At 71.0% G+C, this 18,498-nt stretch carries 16 protein-coding genes; 9 read left to right on the forward strand and 7 right to left on the reverse strand.

Annotated features, from left to right (window positions below):
• Positions 1-15 precede the first annotated feature (15 nt).
• From MCHT01_RS00565 to MCHT01_RS00580, 4 genes are all read right to left on the reverse strand, one after another.
• Entirely contained in the window at positions 16-861 is an 846-nt protein-coding gene (locus MCHT01_RS00565; RefSeq protein WP_148661323.1) for a hypothetical protein, read from the reverse strand.
• Between the two features lie 208 nt (positions 862-1,069).
• The gene (locus MCHT01_RS00570; RefSeq protein ID WP_067060900.1) at positions 1,070-2,149 is read right to left on the reverse strand and encodes a hypothetical protein; all 1,080 of its coding nucleotides are present in this window, start codon (positions 2,147-2,149) and stop codon (positions 1,070-1,072) included.
• 755 nt (positions 2,150-2,904) lie between these two features.
• Positions 2,905-4,071: a PepSY-associated TM helix domain-containing protein gene (locus tag MCHT01_RS00575; protein ID WP_067060903.1), complete on the reverse strand. Its 1,167-nt coding sequence runs from the start codon at positions 4,069-4,071 to the stop codon at positions 2,905-2,907.
• Between the two features lie 2 nt (positions 4,072-4,073).
• On the reverse strand, positions 4,074-6,263 hold the full coding sequence (locus MCHT01_RS00580) for a TonB-dependent siderophore receptor (RefSeq protein ID WP_084451472.1): 2,190 nt from the start codon (positions 6,261-6,263) through the stop codon (positions 4,074-4,076).
• Positions 6,264-6,663: 400 nt separating this feature from the next.
• Here MCHT01_RS00580 and MCHT01_RS00585 point away from each other — a divergent pair, with 400 nt between their 5' ends.
• Positions 6,664-7,464 carry an isocitrate lyase/PEP mutase family protein gene (locus MCHT01_RS00585; protein ID WP_067060906.1) on the forward strand — a complete coding sequence of 267 codons (801 nt, stop codon included), beginning with the start codon at positions 6,664-6,666 and terminating at the stop codon, positions 7,462-7,464.
• A gap of 97 nt (positions 7,465-7,561) precedes the next feature.
• Here MCHT01_RS00585 and MCHT01_RS00590 read toward each other — a convergent pair whose 3' ends face one another.
• Positions 7,562-8,260: an NUDIX hydrolase gene (locus MCHT01_RS00590; RefSeq protein ID WP_067060908.1), complete on the reverse strand. Its 699-nt coding sequence runs from the start codon at positions 8,258-8,260 to the stop codon at positions 7,562-7,564.
• A gap of 254 nt (positions 8,261-8,514) precedes the next feature.
• Here MCHT01_RS00590 and MCHT01_RS00595 point away from each other — a divergent pair, with 254 nt between their 5' ends.
• From MCHT01_RS00595 to MCHT01_RS00610, 4 genes are all read left to right on the forward strand, one after another.
• Entirely contained in the window at positions 8,515-9,354 is an 840-nt protein-coding gene (locus MCHT01_RS00595; RefSeq protein ID WP_067060911.1) for a cysteine hydrolase family protein, read from the forward strand.
• Between the two features lie 15 nt (positions 9,355-9,369).
• Positions 9,370-10,656, forward strand: coding sequence for a nicotinate phosphoribosyltransferase (pncB, locus tag MCHT01_RS00600; RefSeq protein ID WP_084451539.1), 1,287 nt, complete (start codon positions 9,370-9,372; stop codon positions 10,654-10,656).
• Between the two features lie 214 nt (positions 10,657-10,870).
• Positions 10,871-12,613, forward strand: a complete 1,743-nt coding sequence (locus MCHT01_RS00605) for an NAD+ synthase (protein ID WP_067060913.1) — start codon at positions 10,871-10,873, stop codon at positions 12,611-12,613.
• 99 nt (positions 12,614-12,712) lie between these two features.
• Positions 12,713-13,747, forward strand: coding sequence for an NUDIX domain-containing protein (locus tag MCHT01_RS00610; RefSeq protein ID WP_067060917.1), 1,035 nt, complete (start codon positions 12,713-12,715; stop codon positions 13,745-13,747).
• A 22-nt stretch (positions 13,748-13,769) separates the two neighbouring features.
• Here the strand turns inward: MCHT01_RS00610 and pobA are convergent, their stop codons facing one another.
• Positions 13,770-14,942 carry a 4-hydroxybenzoate 3-monooxygenase gene (pobA, locus tag MCHT01_RS00615; protein WP_067061279.1) on the reverse strand — a complete coding sequence of 391 codons (1,173 nt, stop codon included), beginning with the start codon at positions 14,940-14,942 and terminating at the stop codon, positions 13,770-13,772.
• A 185-nt stretch (positions 14,943-15,127) separates the two neighbouring features.
• On the opposite strand from pobA, the gene MCHT01_RS00620 reads away from it, so the two are divergent.
• Both MCHT01_RS00620 and MCHT01_RS00625 read left to right on the forward strand, forming a co-directional pair.
• Positions 15,128-15,985, forward strand: a complete 858-nt coding sequence (locus MCHT01_RS00620; RefSeq protein ID WP_067060919.1) for a helix-turn-helix domain-containing protein — start codon at positions 15,128-15,130, stop codon at positions 15,983-15,985.
• Positions 15,986-16,044: 59 nt separating this feature from the next.
• Positions 16,045-16,455 (forward strand): hypothetical protein, encoded by a 411-nt coding sequence (locus MCHT01_RS00625; RefSeq protein ID WP_067060924.1) that lies wholly within the window; start codon positions 16,045-16,047, stop codon positions 16,453-16,455.
• 19 nt (positions 16,456-16,474) lie between these two features.
• On the opposite strand, the gene MCHT01_RS00630 is transcribed toward MCHT01_RS00625, so the two are convergent.
• Positions 16,475-16,942 carry a nuclear transport factor 2 family protein gene (locus MCHT01_RS00630; RefSeq protein WP_067060927.1) on the reverse strand — a complete coding sequence of 156 codons (468 nt, stop codon included), beginning with the start codon at positions 16,940-16,942 and terminating at the stop codon, positions 16,475-16,477.
• Positions 16,943-17,033: 91 nt separating this feature from the next.
• On the opposite strand from MCHT01_RS00630, the gene MCHT01_RS00635 reads away from it, so the two are divergent.
• Together MCHT01_RS00635 and MCHT01_RS00640 are read left to right on the forward strand one after the other, a co-directional pair.
• Positions 17,034-17,618, forward strand: coding sequence for a TetR/AcrR family transcriptional regulator (locus MCHT01_RS00635; protein WP_067060930.1), 585 nt, complete (start codon positions 17,034-17,036; stop codon positions 17,616-17,618).
• 39 nt (positions 17,619-17,657) lie between these two features.
• Entirely contained in the window at positions 17,658-18,452 is a 795-nt protein-coding gene (locus MCHT01_RS00640) for a fumarylacetoacetate hydrolase family protein (protein ID WP_067060932.1), read from the forward strand.
• The last annotated feature ends 46 nt before the right edge of the window (positions 18,453-18,498 follow it).

Genomic DNA, 18,498 nt, shown 5'->3' on the forward strand with positions numbered 1-18,498 from the left:
ATCGTCGGGGCGGCCTCAGCCCTTGGGGCCGCATTGGCTGAACACGCCGCGGCTGGCGTTGAAGGACTCGATCCGCCACCCGGCGGTGGTCCAGAGCGCGGTCATCGCGCCGTCCACGCTCACGGAGGACTTGCCGTCGAACTCGAAGGGCGGGCCGTCCAGACGCGGCACCTCGATGGTCCTGAGCAATTGCCCCAGCCGCTTGCCGCTGGTCGGGGTGGTCACGATGTCGATGCAGGCCGCGCCGCCGCGCAGCAGGGCCGCCGGTGCCTTCATGAGGTCGGACCCCTCGGCGAAGAGCAGTTGGGGTAGCGCGAGCTGCTGCAGGCGTTCGCCGTCGCGCCGGGCGACGGCCTCGCGCAGGTCGCGCCAGAACGGGACGAAGGCCAGCGCGCGATCGACGCTGGCCTGGCAGCCCTTGCCCTTCGGCGACAGCGTGACCGACGCGGGCAGCGCCAGCGTGCCGCAACGACGGGGCTCCGTCGCGATCGTGTAGCCGTCCGCGCCGGCGCGCCGCACGGTGAGGCGATAGCGCTGGTCGCCCTGATCCTGGTCGCGCCATTCGAAACGCCAGGCGCCGTCGGGCTGCGCGAGCGCGGCGCCCGTGGTGGTCAGGCCGCATTCGTGCGTGCCCGCGGCCAGATAGATCGAGGCCTGCACCGGCACGCCCGCCGCGTCGACGCTGACGGACGCGTGGTTCAGGTCGTCGGGCGCGCATTGCAGCCGCGTGGGGAAGACGGGCTTGGCCGGTGCCGGCGCGTTCGTCGCGCTCGCGGCGAGCGTGTGCAGGGTCATGCCGATCACGGCGATCAGGCCGGTGCGGCCGGGGCCGCGCGGGGAGCACTCATGTCGCAGGGTCATGGTCATCGAGGCCCGGCTCAGGCCGGCGAAGGGGGCAAGCGGTCGAGTATGTCGGCCAAGGGCGGCGCGAGCGCGACAGCATCACCGAGGGCCCGCCAAGGCCTGTCGCCGGAACGAGGGGCCGCGGGGCGGAGGCTCGCACGCGGCGGCATCGGACGGTGGCATCGGATGGCGACAGCGGACGGAGGTATCGGGACGGCGCATCGCGCTAGCCCCGGAAGGCGGCCTCGCGGAAGCTGTCCAGCGCCAGCTCGTAGTTCCACTCGCCGAGCTGGCACACCAGGCGGTCCTGGTCGGCATTCCACGCATCGACGACGTGGCGCCAGGCCGGGGCGAGCGAGCGCGGCTCGGCCTCCTCGACCGGGAGGTCCGAGGGGATGGACGGCGGCGGCAGGTCGGCCGGCGTCATCAGGCGGATCGGCCCCGCCTCGCCGGCGCCGGGGTCGATGCGCCAGCGTCCGCGCTGGGCGGTCACGCGGGGACGCAGCCAGGGCTCGTGGGCGCGCGGATTGAGCAGATGGCAGCTGCGATGGCGCGCGTCGACGACCAGCAGGCTCAGCACCGAGCCGCCGCCGTTGGCCTTCTCCTCGACGTAGTCGGGGTGCTCGGGCGGGCCGTCGACGTCGATGACCAGGTAGCGGTCGTCGATCCAGTCGCCGGATCCGGCGATGGACGCGCCGAAGGTGAGCTCCTGCGGATAGGGCAGCAGCCGACCGTCCAGCCACAGCGCGGCGCCGTACGGGGGACGGAAGTCCGCGGCGGCGATGGCGTCGGGATCGGCGTCGTCATCGCCGTCCTCCCACCAGATGACCGCGCGATGCAGCCGTCCCGGCGCGTCGGCGACGCGGAATCCCGCGCGGCGCCAGGCCGGCCAGGAGGTCCAGACGCGCGCGGACGGCGCCTCGGTCAACCCCATCGCGCGCAGGTCCCGGGAACTGGCGTGCTGCATCACGTGCATCGCGAAATGGCGCCACATCGCCGGACCGAGGGCGCGGACCACGGCGTCGCTCTCGTGCAGCCAGTCCAGCAGCAGCGGGACGACGGGCGAGTGGCGTGACCAGCGGTACAGGTCGCCGTTCGCGGCCCGGGTCGCGGCGCGCCGCTCCGGGCCGGCGTAGGCGGCACCGTTCGACGGCCCGGCCGGGCCGGGCGCATCGGTCGCGCGGGACGACCAGGTCCCGGGGATCGGCGCGGGACCCGTCGGCGGCGTGGCCCCGGTGACCGGCGACGGGCCGGCGGCGTGTGGAAGGGAAGGAGTCGGGGCGGGCGGCAGGTGGTACAGCGGCATCGAGTCGGGCGCTCCGGCGCAATCGGGTTCGTCAGCGGTGATGCAGGGCCGGGGGCATGCGAGGTTCCCACCTCGTCTCGGCACCGTCGCCACCGCGGGGGACGCCGCGGCAAGGCACCGGGGCCGGGTCTTGCCCTGGCGGTCGGAGCGCCGGAAAAAGATGCCGATGGCGGTGCCGATGCCGATCTCGATGCCGGCCGGCGGACGCGGCCACGCGGGGCGCGCGTCGGAGGCTGGCCGGCATGGGGGCCGAGGATCGACGTGAGATTGACCGTGCGGTGGCGCACAGGCGCGAAGGCGGCGCGACGGTGGCGCGCGATCACCCCTCGGAACGATGCGGCTCGCAGGCTAGGCGGACCTGCCGCCTGCACGGCGCCGCGGTAGCGACTACCGCAAGCGGTGCCGTAACTTGGACCGCCTCGACGGTTGCCATGAAGACGGGATCATTGCTGCTCGTGGCAGCTCGAAGACCCTCACCCCCGCCCTCTCCCGCAAGCGGGCGAGGGAGCCATGAGGCACCGCGCGTTCTTGCCACGAGAGCGCCCGGGCGGTGTCGATCCCTCTCGCCGTTGGCGAGGGAGCCATGAGGCACCGCGCGTTCTTGCCACGAGAGCGCCCGGGCGGCGTCGATCCCTCTCGCCGCGGGCGAGGGAGCCATGAGGCACCGAGCATTCACCCCATGAGAACGCCTGAGCGGTCGACCCCCTCTCCCGCTTGCGGGAGAGGGCAGGGGTGAGGGTCTTCGGGCTGCTGCTTCAGCGCCGCCGGCGCCACCACAGCCACGTGCCCGTGACCCCCATTCCGAAGAGCACCAGCCCCACGACCCCGGTCACCACGCGATTCGCCGTCCCGAACAGTTCTCCCGCGTGCAACGGATAGATCCAGGCCGTCGACCGCGTGGCCAGATCCAGCTGCTCCAGCCGTTGCTGCCCCAGCACATGCCCGTCGACCGGATGCATCCAGATCGACGACAAGCCGTTGGGATGCGGGTCGCCCGGCAGCTTGAAGCGGATGCGCACCGGCTTGCCGTCGCTCGCGGCCAACTGCACGTAACCGATCTGCCCTTCGGGCCAGCGCGCCCGCGCCTGCGCGACCATCGCATCCAGCGTTACCCGCTCGCCATGGTCCTTGCCGACCTTGGGCGGCTTGGTGGCGGCGTCGCCCACCATCGCGTTGACCCAGCCGCCGATCGGCCGATAGGCCATCCAGGCGCCGCTGGCCACGGCCACCGCCACCAGCAGGCCCAGCACCGCCCCGCCGAAGCGGTGCAGATCGAACAGGCCGCGCGTCGCGCCCTTGTCGAGCTTGAGCTTGAAGGCGTGCCTCCACTGCGCGCGTGTCGTCGGCCACCACAGGACCAGGCCGGTCACCAGCAGCGCCAGGTAGGCCAGCGAGGTGAACGCCAGCACGGCCTTGCCGGTGTCGCCCAGCAGGAGCGCGCTGTGCAGCTCGAAGACGAGGTTGGCGGCGCCGTCGGTCTCACCTCGGCGGCCGAGCTCGGCCAGCGTCGCCGGGTCGAGGTAGAGCGTGCCTTCCCAGGCCGGCCCCCGCACCAGCACGCGCAGGGACTCGCCGTCCTCGCGCGGCGGGCGCAGCGTCATCGTCGACTGAGGACCGAACTCCGCCGCGATGCGGCGGCGCAGCGTCTCCAGCGGTGCCGCCTCGGCGGCGGAGGGCGAGGCCGACGCGGTCGCCGCCGCCCCGGCCATCGCGGTCCGCGCGCCCGGATCGACCTGCGCCACCGGAGCCCCGACCGCGTGCGCCGGCGCTCGGAACAGCGCGGGATGCAGGGCCTCGTCCAGCGGCCGCAGCACCGTCATCAGGGCGCCCAGCAACGCGGCGGCCGCCAGCAGCAGGCCGAGCGTCAGCCCGACCCACCGGTGCAGCCACATCCAGACCTTGCGGGCCTTGGCCAGCGCCATGCTCAGAAGTCCACCTTGGCCGTCACGCGCAGGGTGCGCGGCGCGCCGACGCCCAGCAGGTTGTTGCCGGCGGTGCTCCAGTAGTCCTTGTTGGTGGCGTTGTCCAGGTTGGCCTGCAGGCTGAGCGGCTTGCCCAGCACCGTCGTGGCGTAACGCGCGCCCAGCGACAGCGTCTCGTAGGCGTCGATCCAGCCCTGGTTGGCGTTGTTCACCGCGCGCTTGCCCACGTGGTACACGCCGGCGTTCAGCGCAAGTCCCGGCACCATCGGCACGCGGTACTCGCCGAACAGGCTCAGCGTGTTCTTGGGCGTGTTCTCCGGCGTCTTGCCCAGCTCCAGCGGATTGGTCGTGCCCACGCGCGTGATCTCCGCGTCCAGCACCGTGGCCGAGGCCACCACCGCGAAGTCGCGGCCGATCTCGCCGCTGGCCGAGAACTCGATGCCGCGGTAGCGCGACTGGCCGCCCACCTGGTAGACGCCGTTGACCGTGGTGGTCAGCGCGCGCTCGATCTGGAAGGCCGCGGTCTGCAGCAGCACCGAGCCCACGCGCGCCTTCACGCCCAGCTCATGCTGCTTGCTGACGGCGGGGGCGAGCACTTCGCCGGCGTTGCTCGCGCTCAGCGGCGCGGTGCCGGTCTCCTCCAGGCCGCGCAGCACCGAGCCGTAGACGCTCAGATCCTTCATCGGCTTCCACATCAGCGAGAAGTTGGGCGTGACCTTGTCGGCCTTGAAGACGGTCGTCGGCGCGCTGGGGTTGGTCGCCAGGCTGCGGTAGTCGGTCTTGCGCAGGCCGGCCAGGACCTGCCACTGCTCGCCGATGGCGACGCGGTCGAAGACGTACAGGCCGCGGTCGCGGATCTCCGACGGGTAGCCCGCCTGCTTGAGCGTGGGGCTGACCGGCGCGACGTCGACGGGCGCGTACAGGTTCTGCGACGCGGTCACGACGGCGGACTGCCAGCCCGCCGACTCGCGGCGGTTGTAGCTGGCGCCCAGGGTCAGCTCGTGCGACAGGCCCAGCGTGTCGAAGCGGCCGATCGCCTCGACGCGGTGGTTGGTGTTCGTGTAGGCCTGGCCCTTGAGCACCGTGGTGCTCAGCGTGCCCGCGCCGGTGTCCTTGTTGTAGTTCTGGAAGGTCGAGAAGTTGCGGTCGCGATCGGTCTTGGCGCGGCCGGTCTCCAGGCTGACGACCCAGTTGTCGTTGACGGCGAAGTCGCCGCGCACCAGCGCGTTCGTGGCGTGCGCGTCGTAGCGGGCCCAGTCGCCGGCCAGGTTGGTCTTGTTGTCGGGCACGCGCGGCAGGGTGATCACGCCGTTCACCGCGGCGGGCAGCTGGATGCCGGCCTGCTCGCTGACGTTCTTGCGGTAGCGCTCCAGATCGACCTTGAAGTTGGCCCACGGCGTGGCGCGCCAGTCGTAGGCCAGCGTGACCAGGTTGCGGTCGCCCTTGTAGCGGTCGATGCCGGTCTCTTCCTTGCCCGCTGCGGCGTTGACGCGCAGGCCCATGCTGTCGTCGGTGCCGAAGCGGCGGCCGATGTCGACGTGGGTCTTGACGCCGCCGTGGTCGTTGATCGTCGTCGTCAGCGAGGTCACCGGCTTGGGACCGGCGCGCTTGGTCACGAAGTTGACGATGCCCGAGGGCGGCACCATCCCGTAGTACATCGACGAGGCGCCCTTCAGCACCTCGACCTGCTCCTTGTTCTCGAGCGGGATGTCGATCAGGTTGACGATGGGCAGGCTGCCGTTGAGGCGGTAGTTGCCGCGGTTCTCGACCACGATGCCGCGGATGGACAGGTTGTCGTAGGTGGAGCCGCTCACCTGCGAGCGGGTCACGCCGGCGGTGTTCTTCAGCGCGTCGAACAGCCCTTGCGCGCCCTGCGCGTCCAGCAGCTCGCGCGACATCACGGCGTTGGTCAACGGGACGTCCAGCGGGTCCTGGTCGCGGAAGGCGCCCACGCGCACGGTCTCCGGCGCGAAGGTCTTCTTGCGCTCGCCGCTGACCACGACCTCGTCCAGCAGCTTCTTCTGCGTGGCATCGGCGACGGCGACCTGGGTGGACGCCGTGGCGGCGCCGGACGGCGCGGGCTTGGCCTCGGCGGACTGCGCACGGGCCGACAGCGGCGCCAGCAGGCTCAGCACGGACAGGGAAACCAGGGTCAGGCGCGGCGTGGCGGCGCGGAAGGCGGTGGACGACATGGACGTGGGCCGGGGTACCGGAGATCAGGAGGGAGGAGGTGGGGCCGAAGGCAGGGGGGAGTGCCTCCGGCCAAGCGACGCCGGCCCGGCGGAGGGGCTGGCGAATCCGCGAAACGCGACACGTTATCAAATGCGAATTGATCGCAACAAGTTGAAGGGCAATTTGGTGCGCTGGGCGCGCGCCGAGGGCGGTGCAGGGGGTAAATCCCCCGCGAGCGTGGCGGCGGCGCCACCCCGTTGGAGGTAGCGGGCGGGTCGGGCGAGGGAGGTCGGGCGGCGCCCGGCGCGGTCGTGTCGGGCCTGACGCGAAGAGGGAGAAGTCCGATTCCTGCCAGACAGCGGCAGGAGGCCCGCCTAGGATCCGCCGACCCATTCACCCCGGACCACCCTGAGGATCCCCATGAGCACTGCTCCCGCCACCCAGGCCGGCAAGGCCGTCGCGCTGCGCGCCCTGCATGACCGCACCGAGCCCTTCGTCATCGCCAATGCCTGGGACGCGGCCTCGGCCCGCATGCTGGAGACCACCGGCTTCCTGGCGCTGGCGACCTCCAGCGCCGCCGCCGCCGAGGTGGTCGGCAAGCGCGACGGTCAACTGACCCGCGACGAGAAGATGGCGCACATCCGCATGCTGGTCGGCGTGAGCGCGCTGCCCATCAGCGCGGACCTGGGCAACGGCTTCGGCGTCAGCCCCGAGGACTGCGCCGAGACCATCCGCCTGGCCGCGGCGGCCGGCGCGGTGGGGGGCTCCATCGAGGACTCGACCGGCGGCTCCGATGGCCCGCCGATCTTCGACTTCGAGCTGTCGGTCGCGCGCGTGGCGGCGGCCGTCGAGGCGGCGCGTCGACTGCCTTTCCCCTTCACCGTGACCGCGCGGTCGGAGAACTTCTTCCAGGGCGTGCCCGATCTCGACGACACCATCCGCCGCCTGCAGGCCTACGAGCGGGCGGGGGCGGACGTGCTGTTCGCGCCGCTGCTGCCGGACCTGGACGCGGTGCGCCGGGTCTGCGCGTCGGTGAGCAAGCCGGTCAACTTCATGAACGGCGTGCCGGGCAAGAGCTACAGCCTGGCGGCGCTGGGCGAGGCCGGCGTGCGGCGCGTGAGCGTGGCGACGTCGCTGTTCCGCCATGCGATGAAGGCCGCGCGCCAGGCCGCGGAGGAGATCCGCGACCACGGGACCTTCGGCTACATCGATCGGGGCTGAGGCGGCTTGGACGAGAGGTGGCGCCGCTCGTGCGGGTCCGATCCGCGGGCCGGGGCGGTGACCGGGCCGGCGTGACGCCGGTCAGCCTCTTCGCCGGTCAGCCGATCGCCAGGTTGCTCGCCGCCGTCTTCAGGGCCGCGCCATGCGGCTTGCGGCGGTAGAGCTGCGCCGGCCGGTGCCCGCCGCTGGTGAAGGCGCCGGGGATCTCCTCGATCACGTCCAGCTCCTCGATGCGGCGACGGAAGCCGCGCTTGTCCAGCGTGGAATCGAGCACCTGCTCGTAGGTCTGCTGCAACTGGCCGAGGGTGAACTCGGCCGGCATCAGGTGCACGGGCAGGGAGGAGTAGAGCGTCTTCGACCGCACCCGCGCGACGGCCGTGCGGAGGATCTCCAGGTGGTCGAAGGGCAGCGAGCGGAGGCTGTCGACGGGACTCCAGCGGAAGCGCTCGGTCTGCAGCGACACCGCGGAGAGGCCCCGGCTGTCGCCGGAGGCAAGACCCGGCACCACGGCGTAGTAGCCGATGGACAAGGACCAGCCGCGGGAGTCGCGGTGCTGGCCGGAGAAGGTGCGCAGCTGCTCGAGGTAGGGGGAGACGAGCCCCGCCTTGTCACGCAGGATCCGGGCGGCGGCCTCGTCGGCGTCGTGGTCCGTGTCGGTGCGGACCCAGCCGCCAGGCAGGGTCCAGGCGTCCAGCGCCGGCTCGCGGTCGCGCTTCGCCAGGCCGGCGTGCAGCCGGCCGTCGATCAGCGTCAGCAGGACGATGTCGACGGTGACGATGGGGCGCTCGAAGTCCACGGTGCGAAGGGCGGAAGCCTTAGTGCGAAGGGGCACGAATTATGGGTCGGGGCGATCGGGCAGGTCAACGGGCTCGCTGCCACTCGACCGCCCTCACCCCCGCCCCTCTCCCGCGCAGCGGGAGAGGGGAAGCCCTGGGCGACGGGCGCGGTGCATCCGGTTGCATTTCATCTCGAATTCCTTTCAGCTACTTAGTGCAAACAAGCACGAAGTCGGCTATGCTGGCGCCACGCACCGAAAGAAGGAGTCCGAAGATGAGCCCCCGTCCTCAAGCCCAGCTCTTGATCGTCGATCCGCAGAACGACTTCTGCGACATCCCCGGCGCCGCGCTGCCCGTCACCGGCGCCGACGCCGACATGAAGCGTCTCGCCGAGCTGCTCGATCAAGCCGGCGCGGCCTTCACCGACATCGTCGTCACCCTCGACTCCCACCCCGTCTACGCCATCGAGCGTCCCGCCTTCTGGCGCACCGGCCCGGTCGACGGCGCGGGCGGAGCGGTCCATCCCTTCACGCCCATCACCGCGGCCGACGTGCGCGCCGGCCGCTTCGTGCCGCGTGACGCGGCGCTGCTCCCGCAGGTACTCGCCTATCTGGACGCGCTGGAAGCCAGCCCCAGGAAGTACGTGCTGATGGTCTGGTCGACGCACTGCGTGGTCGGCACCTGGGGCCACAACATCCACGCGGACCTCGCCGCCGCGCTGGCGCGCTGGGAGGCCGCGATGCTGCGGCCGGTGGAGAAGATCCTCAAGGGCCTGAACCCGATGACCGAGCAGTACAGCGCCGTCCGCGCCGAGGTGCCCGTCGACGGCGACCCGCGCACCCAGACCAACCGCGCGCTGGTGGATCGCATCGTCGATTTCGCCGGCCTGACCTTCATCGCCGGCGAGGCCAGCAGCCACTGTGTCGCGGCGACCGCCGACGACCTCTTCGCCGAGATGAGCGCCGAGCGGCTGGCCCGCGTCGTGCTGATCGAGGACGCGATGAGCCCGGTCGGTGGCTTCGAGGCCGGAGCGACCGCCTTCGTCGAGCGGGCGAGGGCGCTGGGCGTCAGGACCTTGAGCGCGGCGCAGGTGCTCGGCCTGCTGTCGGCCTGAGTGGAGGACCACACCATGACCTCCGATCCCGTTCCTGCCCCCTCCAAGGCCACGGCTCCGGCCCGCGCACCGGCTCCCGCGCCTGTTCCCGTGATCCGGTCGCTGCTCGAGACGGATCTCTACAAGTTCACCATGTGGCAGACCCTGCTGCATGCCTTCCCCGCCAACGACGCCGAGTACCGCTTCGTCTGCCGCAACGAGCCGGCCTTCCCATTGAGCGAGCTGAGCGACGCGGTCAACGCGGAGCTCGACCACCTCTGCACGCTGAGCTTCAGCGACGACGAGCTGGCCTACCTCGGCGGTCTGCGCTTCATGAAGTCCGATTTCATCGACTTCCTGCGCATCTTCCGCTTCCAGCGCCGCTTCATCGAGGCGAGGCCGGGCGAGGGCGCGGAGCAGGGCCAACTGGTGATCGTCGCCAAGGGTCCGCAGGTCCACGTGATGGGCTTCGAGATCTTCGTGCTGGCGATCGTCAACGAGCTTTACTTCCGCCGGCTCTGCGCCGATCGCCGCGAGGCCGTCCTGGCCGAAGGTCGCCGGCGTCTGGCCGCGAAGGTCGCCCGCCTGCGCGACTACGCGGCCGGCGTGCCCGCCACGCTGGGCGCCGAGGCCTGCCCCTTCGAGTTCTTCGACTTCGGCCTGCGCCGGCGCTTCTCGGGCGAGTGGCATGACGAGGTCGTCGGCACGCTCAAGCGCGAGATCCCCGAGTGCATCAAGGGGACGTCCAACGTGGCGCTTGCCCGCCGGCATGGCCTGATCCCGATCGGCACGATGGCCCACGAGTACCTGCAGACCTACCAGGCGGTGGGCGTGCAGCTGCGGTTGTCGCAACACGCGGCGCTCGAGGGCTGGGTGCAGGAGTACCGAGGCGACCTGGGCATCGCGCTGACCGACGTGATCGGCATGGAGGCCTTCCTCGCCGACTTCGACCTGTACTTCGCCAAGCTCTTCGACGGCCTGCGCCACGACAGCGGCGATCCGATGGTCTGGGGCGAGAAGGCGCTGGCGCACTATGCCCGGCTGCGCATCGACGCGCGGACCAAGCGCCTGGTGTTCAGCGACGGACTCGACGCCGACGAGGCCTTCCGGCTGCACACGCACTTCGCCACGCGCGTGCCGGTGGGCTTCGGCATCGGCACCCACCTCACCAACGACCTGGGGCCCAAGCCGCTCAACATCGTCATGAAGCTGGTGGCCTGCAACGCCCAGCCGGTCGCCAAGCTCTCCGACGCCCCGGGCAAGACGCTGTGCGACGACGAGACCTTCCTGAACTACCTGCGGCAGGTCTTCGCCGTTCGCTGACCCCGACAACCCGCCACAGCCCCCCGCACCGCGCCGACCTCGACAACCCGCGACCGCCCCCCGCAGCGCGCCGACCCCGACAAGTTGCGATCGGTCCCCGCACTGCACTGACCCTGACAACCTGCGACCGGTCCCCCGCACTGCGCCGACCTCGACTCCCTCTCCCGCTTGCGGGAGAGGGCAGGGGTGAGGGTCTTCCAACCGGAGTGAAGTCATGCTCAATCTCACCATCGCCCAGATCAACCCGACCATCGGCGACCTCGACGGCAATCTCGCACTGCATCTGGAGGCGGCGCGCCGCGCGCGGCTCGACGGTGCCGACCTGGTCGTCTTCCCGGAACTCTCGCTCACCGGCTACTACCCGGCCGACCTCCTCGACGACGAGGACTTCCAGCGCCGGCTGGACGTCGCGCTCGCGGACCTGCTGACGGCGACGCGCGAGGTGTCCTCGCTGCACTGGGTCGTCGGCGTGCCCACGCGGCACGACGGTCCGGGCAAGGCCTATCGCAACTCCCTGCTGGTGATCCGCGACGGCGAGGTGCTGCTCGACTATCACAAGCAGCTGCTCCCGACCTACAACGTCTTCGACGAACGCCGCCACTTCGAGCCCGGCCCCGACGTCGCCCGCGTGCTGCGCATCGCCGGCACGCAGGTCGGCTTCATGATCTGCGAGGACGGCTGGAACGACGAGGGCAAGGACTACGCCGTCAATCCCTTCCAGCGACTGGCCGACGCGGCGCCCGACCTCGTCGTGTCCATCAACGCCAGCCCCAGCCAGATCGGCAAGCGCGACCTGCGGCACCAGGTCTTCCGGGCCGCGTCCTGGCGGCATCGCCTGCCGCTGGTCTTCGTCAACCAGGTCGGCGGACACGATCAGCTGGTCTACGACGGCGCCTCCTTCGCGATGGAGCCCGAGCCCGGTGTCGTCTTCGAGGCCGCCCGCTTCGAGTCCGACCTGACCACCCTGCGCTTCGAGACCGATCGCGGCGTGTTCTCGTCGCGCGAGGGCGGTGTGCTGCCGATTCCGCCCGCCGCGGACGGCCTGTCGACGCCCGAGTTCCAGCGCCGGCAGATCGTGCTCGGCCTGCGCGACTACGCCCGTCGCTGCGGCTTCGAGCGCGTGGTGGTGGGCTGCTCCGGTGGCATCGACTCGGCGCTGACCCTGGCGCTCGCGGTCGAGGCCCTGGGGGCGGATCGGGTGCTCGCCATCACCATGCCGTCGCGCTTCTCGTCGTCCGGCAGCGTCGACGACTCCCGCGCGTTGTGCGAGCAGCTGGGCATCGCGCTCGAGGTCTGTCCCATTGAGGACGTCGTCCGGCAGGTCGGCGACACGATGGCGGCCAGCACGCTCGCGCTGCGGCCGTCGGGGCTGGCGCTGGAGAACCTGCAGGCGCGCGTGCGGGGCACCTTGCTGATGACCGTGTCCAACGCGCGGGGTCACCTGTTGCTGACCACCGGCAACAAGAGCGAGATCGCAGTGGGCTACTGCACGCTCTACGGCGACACCAACGGGGGCCTGGGGCTGATCGGCGATCTCTACAAGACGGAGGTCTTCGCGCTCGGTCGACACCTCAACGCCGCGGCGGGCCGCGCGCTGATTCCCGCCGCGATCCTGGACAAGCCGCCGAGCGCCGAGCTGGCCCCCGATCAGCGCGACACCGACAGCCTGCCGCCCTACGAGCTGCTGGACGAGGTGCTCAAGCTGCTGATCGAGGGAGAGCGGCTTGCCCCGCAGGAGCGGGCCGCGGCCCAGGCGGCCGTCGCGGCGCTGGATGCCGGACCGGACGCGCGGTCGGGCGAGGACCGGGGCGACGAAGGTCAGGCGCTGATCGTCCGGGTCAAGGGCATGATCGCGCGCAGCGAGTACAAGCGCCGCCAGGCGCCGCCCATCATCCGGTTGCGCGGGCGGGCCTTCGGCAGCGGCCGTCAGCTGCCGATCGCGGCGAAGCACTATTGACGTCGCGGCCAGACGGCCAAGAGGCCACGAGGCCACGAGGCCACGAGGCCCCGGTGGCCGGCCGTCGCGCCTCTCTTCATCGAATCGAAAGGACTCCGCATGATCGCCAAGACCCGCAAGACCATCGCCGTGGTGGTGGGCCGGTGGCAGCTGGTGCATCGGGGGCAGGAGGCGCTGTTCCAGGCCGCCTTCGCCGTCGCGGACGAGGTGATCGCGGTGCTGGGCTCGTCCTACCGGTCGCGCGATCCGCGCAATCCCTTCCTGCACGAGGAGCGCCGGCAGATGCTGCTGGCCAACATGACGCCCGACCAGCAGGCGCGCTTGCACTTCCTGCCCGTGCGCGACTACTTCGACGACAAGCGCTGGAACGCCGCGGTCGCCTTCGGCGTGACCGCGCTGGCCGGCGAGCAGGCGGACATCGTGCTGGTCGGCCATCAGAAGGATCACACCAGCTACTACCTGAGCAACTTCCCGCGCTGGCGCCAGCATCTCGTGGCGCGACTCGCCGACGTGGATGCGACGGCCATGCGCAATGTCTTCTTCGAGGCGGAGGACGCGGACGCCGCGCTCACCGTGATGGCGCCCTACGTGAGCGCGCCGGTGCGGGCGTGGTTGCAGGCCTGGAGCCGCCTGCCCGAGTACCTGCGTCGGCAGGCCGAGCACGCCGCGGTCGCGGCCTATCGCCGCAAGTACACCGCCGTCGCCTACATGACGGGGGACGCGGTGGTCACCGCCGGTGATCAGGTGCTGCTGGTGCGGCGCAAGGGCCCGTTCGGGGAAGACCTGTGGGCGGTGCCCGGCGGCCACCTGGAGCGGGGCGAGAAACTGGTCGCCTGCGCGATCCGGGAGCTCATCGAGGAGACGCAGTTCCCGTTGCTGCCCGCGTCCATCCTCGCGGCACTGCATGAGGTCGCGACCTTCGAGGATCCGCTGCGCAGCGCGCGCGGGCGCCTGATCACGATGGCGCACCACTTCAAGTTCCCGGAGATGGCCATGCTGCCCGAGGTGCTGGGCAGCGACGACGTCAAGGAGGCGCGCTGGTTCCACCGTGACGAGCTGCCCGCGATGGAGTCGCAGTGCTTCGAGGACCACTTCGTGATCCTGGATCACTTCCTGGGACTCATCGAGGGGTGATCGGGGGCTGGTCGCAGGCCACCTAAACCGGCAACCCGACGTAGTTCTCCGCGAGCACACGCAGGGCCGCTTCCGAGCCGAGGACGTAGTCGAGCTCCGCCTGCTGCAGCCGCGCCTGGAACGCCGGCTCCTGATCGACGTTGTGCATGAGGCTGGTGAGCCACCACGAGAAGCGCTCCGCCTTCCAGACGCGGGAGAGGCATCGTGACGAGTAGTGGTCGATGCCGGCCTGGCTGCGCTCGCGGTAGTGCTCGATGAGCGCCTGCGAGAGATAGCGCACATCCGAGGCCGCGAGGTTCAAGCCCTTGGCCCCCGTCGGCGGCACGATGTGCGCCGCGTCCCCGGCGAGGAACAGTCGACCGAAGCGCATCGGCTCCGCGACGAAGCTGCGCAGCGGCGCGATGCTCTTCTCCAGCGAGGGCCCCGTGACGAGGCGATCCGCCGCCTCGGGGTCGAGGCGCCGCCGCAGTTCCTCCCAGAATCGATCGTCGCTCCAGTGCTGGACCCGCTCGGTCAGCGGCACCTGCAGGTAGTAGCGGCTGCGCGTCGGCGACCGCATGCTGCAGAGCGTGAAGCCGCGCGGGTGGCGACCGTAGATGAGCTCGTCGGACACGGGCGGCGTGTCGCTCAGGAGCCCGAGCCAGCCGAAGGGATAGACCTTCTCGAAGAGGCGCAGGGCGTCGGCGGGGACGCTGGCGCGGCACACCCCATGGAAACCGTCGCAACCCGCGATGAAGTCGGCATCGATCCGGATCGCTGCCCCGTTCACGACGCAGTGCGCGTGCGGACGCTCGGTGTCGAAGTCGGCGATGCGGACCTCGGCGGCGTCGTAGAGCGTGGGCAGGCCGGCCTCGGCGCGCGCCGACATGAGGTCCCGGGTGACTTCGGTCTGCCCGTAGACCAGCACGCTCCGCCCGCCGGTGAGCGCCCGCAGATCGATCCGATGCCTCACGCCGTCGATGGCGAGCGCGAACCCGTCATGGACCAGGCCCTCCGCCCGCAGCCGCGCGCCGACTCCGGCCTCGTCCATCAGCTCGGCGGTGCCCGGCTCCAGCACGCCGGCCCGGATGCGCGTCAGCACGTGCTCGCCGCTCTGGCGCTCGAGGATCAGCGTGTCGATGCCGGCGCGGTGCAGCAGTTGGCCGAGCAGCAGCCCGGACGGTCCGGCACCGACGATCAGCACTTGGGTTCGCAAGGTCTTCATGGGCTTGGGGCCTGAGGCCGCTGTGCCGGTGAGCCGGCTTGTCTCCGATGGACGGAAGACTACGAGCGGGGCGGGTGATCGCGCATGGACGCGACCGACACCGGCTTGCACAATCGGAACCCATGTCCGGAAACGACCGAGCCCCCGAGACGCGCCGGGGACGACCCCGTCCCCCCGTGTATGCCCTCTATGGCGAGGCGGGCCGGCGATCGACGCTGGACGGGCTGCACCTCGAATCGATCGCGGACCGCAGCCGCTTGCACAATTGGGAAATCCAGCCGCACCGCCATGGTGTGCTGGTGCAGCTCCTGCTGATCGAGCGCGGCCGGGTCACCGCGCGGATGGATGAGGACGAGGTCGTGCTGCGCGCGCCCGCGCTCGTGTGGGTGCCCGCGCAGGCGGTCCATGGCTTTCGCTTCGCGCCGGAGACCGAGGGGCTGGTGATCACGCTGGACCAGTCCCGGCTGCGGGAGCTTCTCGACCATGTGCCGGATCTGCTCGACAGCCTGGACCAGGCGCGCCTGGTCGCGCTGGACCGCGGCGCGACGGTCACGCGGTTGCTGTTCGCCGTCGCCCACGGGCTGCGCGAGGACTACGCCGGCGACGGTGCGTGGCGCGGGCCCGCGCTGGATCACGCGGTCGCCCTGCTGGTCACTCAGGCCGCCCGCCTGGATCGTCCGAGGTCGACGACGCAGGCGGATGGCCGCGCGATGCAGCATCTGACGCGCTTCCGCGAGCAGGTGGAGCAGCATTTCCGGCGGCAGCCCACGGTCGCCGCGCTGGCGCGGCCGCTGGGCATCACGCCCGCGCAGTTGAACCGCCTGTGTCGTCGGCACCTCGGCTGCTCGGCGCTCGCGGTGCTGCACGAGCGCTTGCTGCTCGAGGCCAAGCGCGAGCTCGGCTACACCCACCTGATGGTGCGACAGATCGCCGACGGTCTGGGCTTCGCCGATCCGGCCTACTTCACGCGCTTCTTCGCGCGTCAGACCGGCAAGTCGCCGAGCGAGTGGCGGGCTCAGGGCGGCGCCCGCTGAACGGTGGATCAGTCCCCGCGCTTGAGGAAGAATCGCCGCCAACAACAGGGAGGAGAACCATGACACGAACGATCTGGGCCAATGCCGCCGGCGGCGCGGTGAACCTGGTGCTGCTGCTGGCGGTGGCGCATTGGATCGGCGATGGCCAGGCGCTGCGCACGCTGCTGGTCGGTGGCCTGCTCGTGCTGCTGGCCAGCCTGCATTTCTGGAAGCGTGGCACCTACGACGCCGCGACGTCCTGGCTGTTGCGCGCCGTCGTGCAGGCGGCCGTGGCGGTCGGAATCCTGCACCAGCAATGCGGGGGGCTGGCCTGGGCCAGCCTGGCGCAGACCTGCCCGGCGCCGAAGCTCGACTTCATGCTGATGCTGTCCGTCATGGTCGGCTGCGGCGCGATCACCTGCTTCGGCGGCGCGATGCGGCGGGTGGTGCTGGGCGCGGTGGTGGTGCCGGAGCTGGATCCGGACGCCTGAGCGCCGCGCCCCGCCGGACTCACAGCCCCAGGTCGCTCAAGCCCGGATGGTCGTCCGGGCGGCGGCCCTGCGGCCAGTGGAACTTCCGGTCCGCGGCCGGGATCGGTTGATCGTTGATGCTCGCGTGGCGATGCGTCATCAGGCCGTTGTCGTCGAACTCCCAGTTCTCGTTGCCGTGGCTGCGGTACCAGTTGCCGGCGTCGTCCCGCCATTCATAGGCGAAGCGCACGGCGATGCGCCGGCCCTCGAAGGCCCACAGCTCCTTGATCAGGCGGTAGTCGAGCTCGCGCGCCCACTTGCGTTCCAGCAGGGCCTGGGCCTCGGCCCGGCCGCGCGGGAACTCGGCGCGGTTGCGCCACTGCGTGTCCGGGCTGTAGGCCAGCACGATGCGCGCCGGGTCGCGGCTGTTCCAGGCGTCCTCGGCCAGGCGGATCTTCTGGATCGCGGTCTCGCGGGTGAAGGGCGGCAGGGGCGGGCGGGTGTCCATGGTCGGTTCCTCGTGAAGTGAAGCATGTAGACAGAGTTGTCTACATGGCGGCATTCTGACGAGGGTAGACAGGTCTGTCTACAATGACCGCATGAACGACACCACCGGCAGCGGGGACATCGGCGAGCTGCCCGCCCGCGAGCGGATCCTGCGCACCGCTCATGACCTCTTCTATGCGGAGGGCATCCGCGCGACCGGCATCGACCGCGTGATCGCCGAGTCCGGCGTCACCAAGGTCACCTTCTATCGGCACTTCCCGAGCAAGAACGACCTGATCGTGGCCTACCTGGACCGGCGTCACGGCCGCTGGATGGACTGGTTCCGGGAGGCGCTCGCGCGACATGGCGCCGCGGACCAGGGGGCGCAAGCCCTGACCCCCACGCTGACCGAATGGTTCGACGGGCAGGCGCTGGGGGCCTATCGCGGCTGCGCGTTCCTCAACGGGGTGGGGGAGATGGGAGCGGCGTTGCCGGAGGTGGTCGAGATCACGCGCCGGCACAAGCAGGACATGACGGCGGAGATCGCCGCCTTGCTCCCCGCCTCGCGACGCCGGTCGAAGCTCGCCGCCGCGCTGGCCGTGGCCGTCGACGGCGCCATCGTGCAGGCGCAGTACGCGCCGGACGCGGCGCCCGTGCTCCAGGGTTTCCAGCGCATCGTGGAGGCGTTGACGGGCTGATACTCCGCCGGCATCCCCCTTCCGCACAAGGAGACAGCGATGGACCGGCGTTCCCTGCTCAACACCTCGGCCGCGATGGCCGCCGGCGCCCTGGCCGGATGTGCCCTGCCCGGCCAGGCCGACGCGCCCGCCGCGGCGAAGACCCCCTTCAGCGTCGCCCAGACCAGCATCCCCATCGTCGGCAGCGACCAGCGCTTCCCGGTCCGCCGCATCTACTGCATCGGCCGCAACTACGCCGCCCATGCGCGCGAGATGGGCAGCGACCCGACCCGCGAACCGCCGTTCTTCTTCCAGAAGCCGGCGGACGCGATCCAGAACGTCGCCCCGGGCACCGTCGCCGATCACCCCTATCCGACGCTGACGAAGAACTACCACTACGAATGCGAGCTGGTGGCCGCGCTCCATCAGGGCGGCCGCGACATCTCGCCGGAACAGGCGCTCGCCTGCGTCTACGGCTACGCGATCGGCCTGGACATGACGCGGCGTGACCTGCAGCGCGGCATGGGCGATCAGAAGAAGCCCTGGGAGATCGGCAAGAGCTTCGATCACTCGGCGCCCATCGGGCCTATCCATCCGGTGGCGCTGCTGGGCGGCCATCCGGCCAAGGGCGCGATCTGGCTCAAGGTCAACGGGCAGATCAAGCAGGACGCGGATCTGAGCCAGATGATCTGGAGCGTCGCGGAACAGATCGCGCAGCTGTCGCGCGCCTTCGAGCTGCAGCCCGGCGACATCATCTACAGCGGCACGCCCGAGAACGTCGGTCCCGTGGTCCGCGGCGACCTCATCGACTGCCACATCGACGGCCTGCCCAACCTGGGTCTGCGCATCGTCTGAGCCCGTCGGCCGCCGAGCCGGCGCCTTCGCGGCCGGCCGGCACCGG

The sequence above is a fragment of the Mitsuaria chitosanitabida ATCC BAA-476 = NBRC 102408 genome, from assembly GCF_001598255.1.
Lineage (GTDB): Bacteria > Pseudomonadota > Gammaproteobacteria > Burkholderiales > Burkholderiaceae_C > Roseateles > Roseateles chitosanitabidus.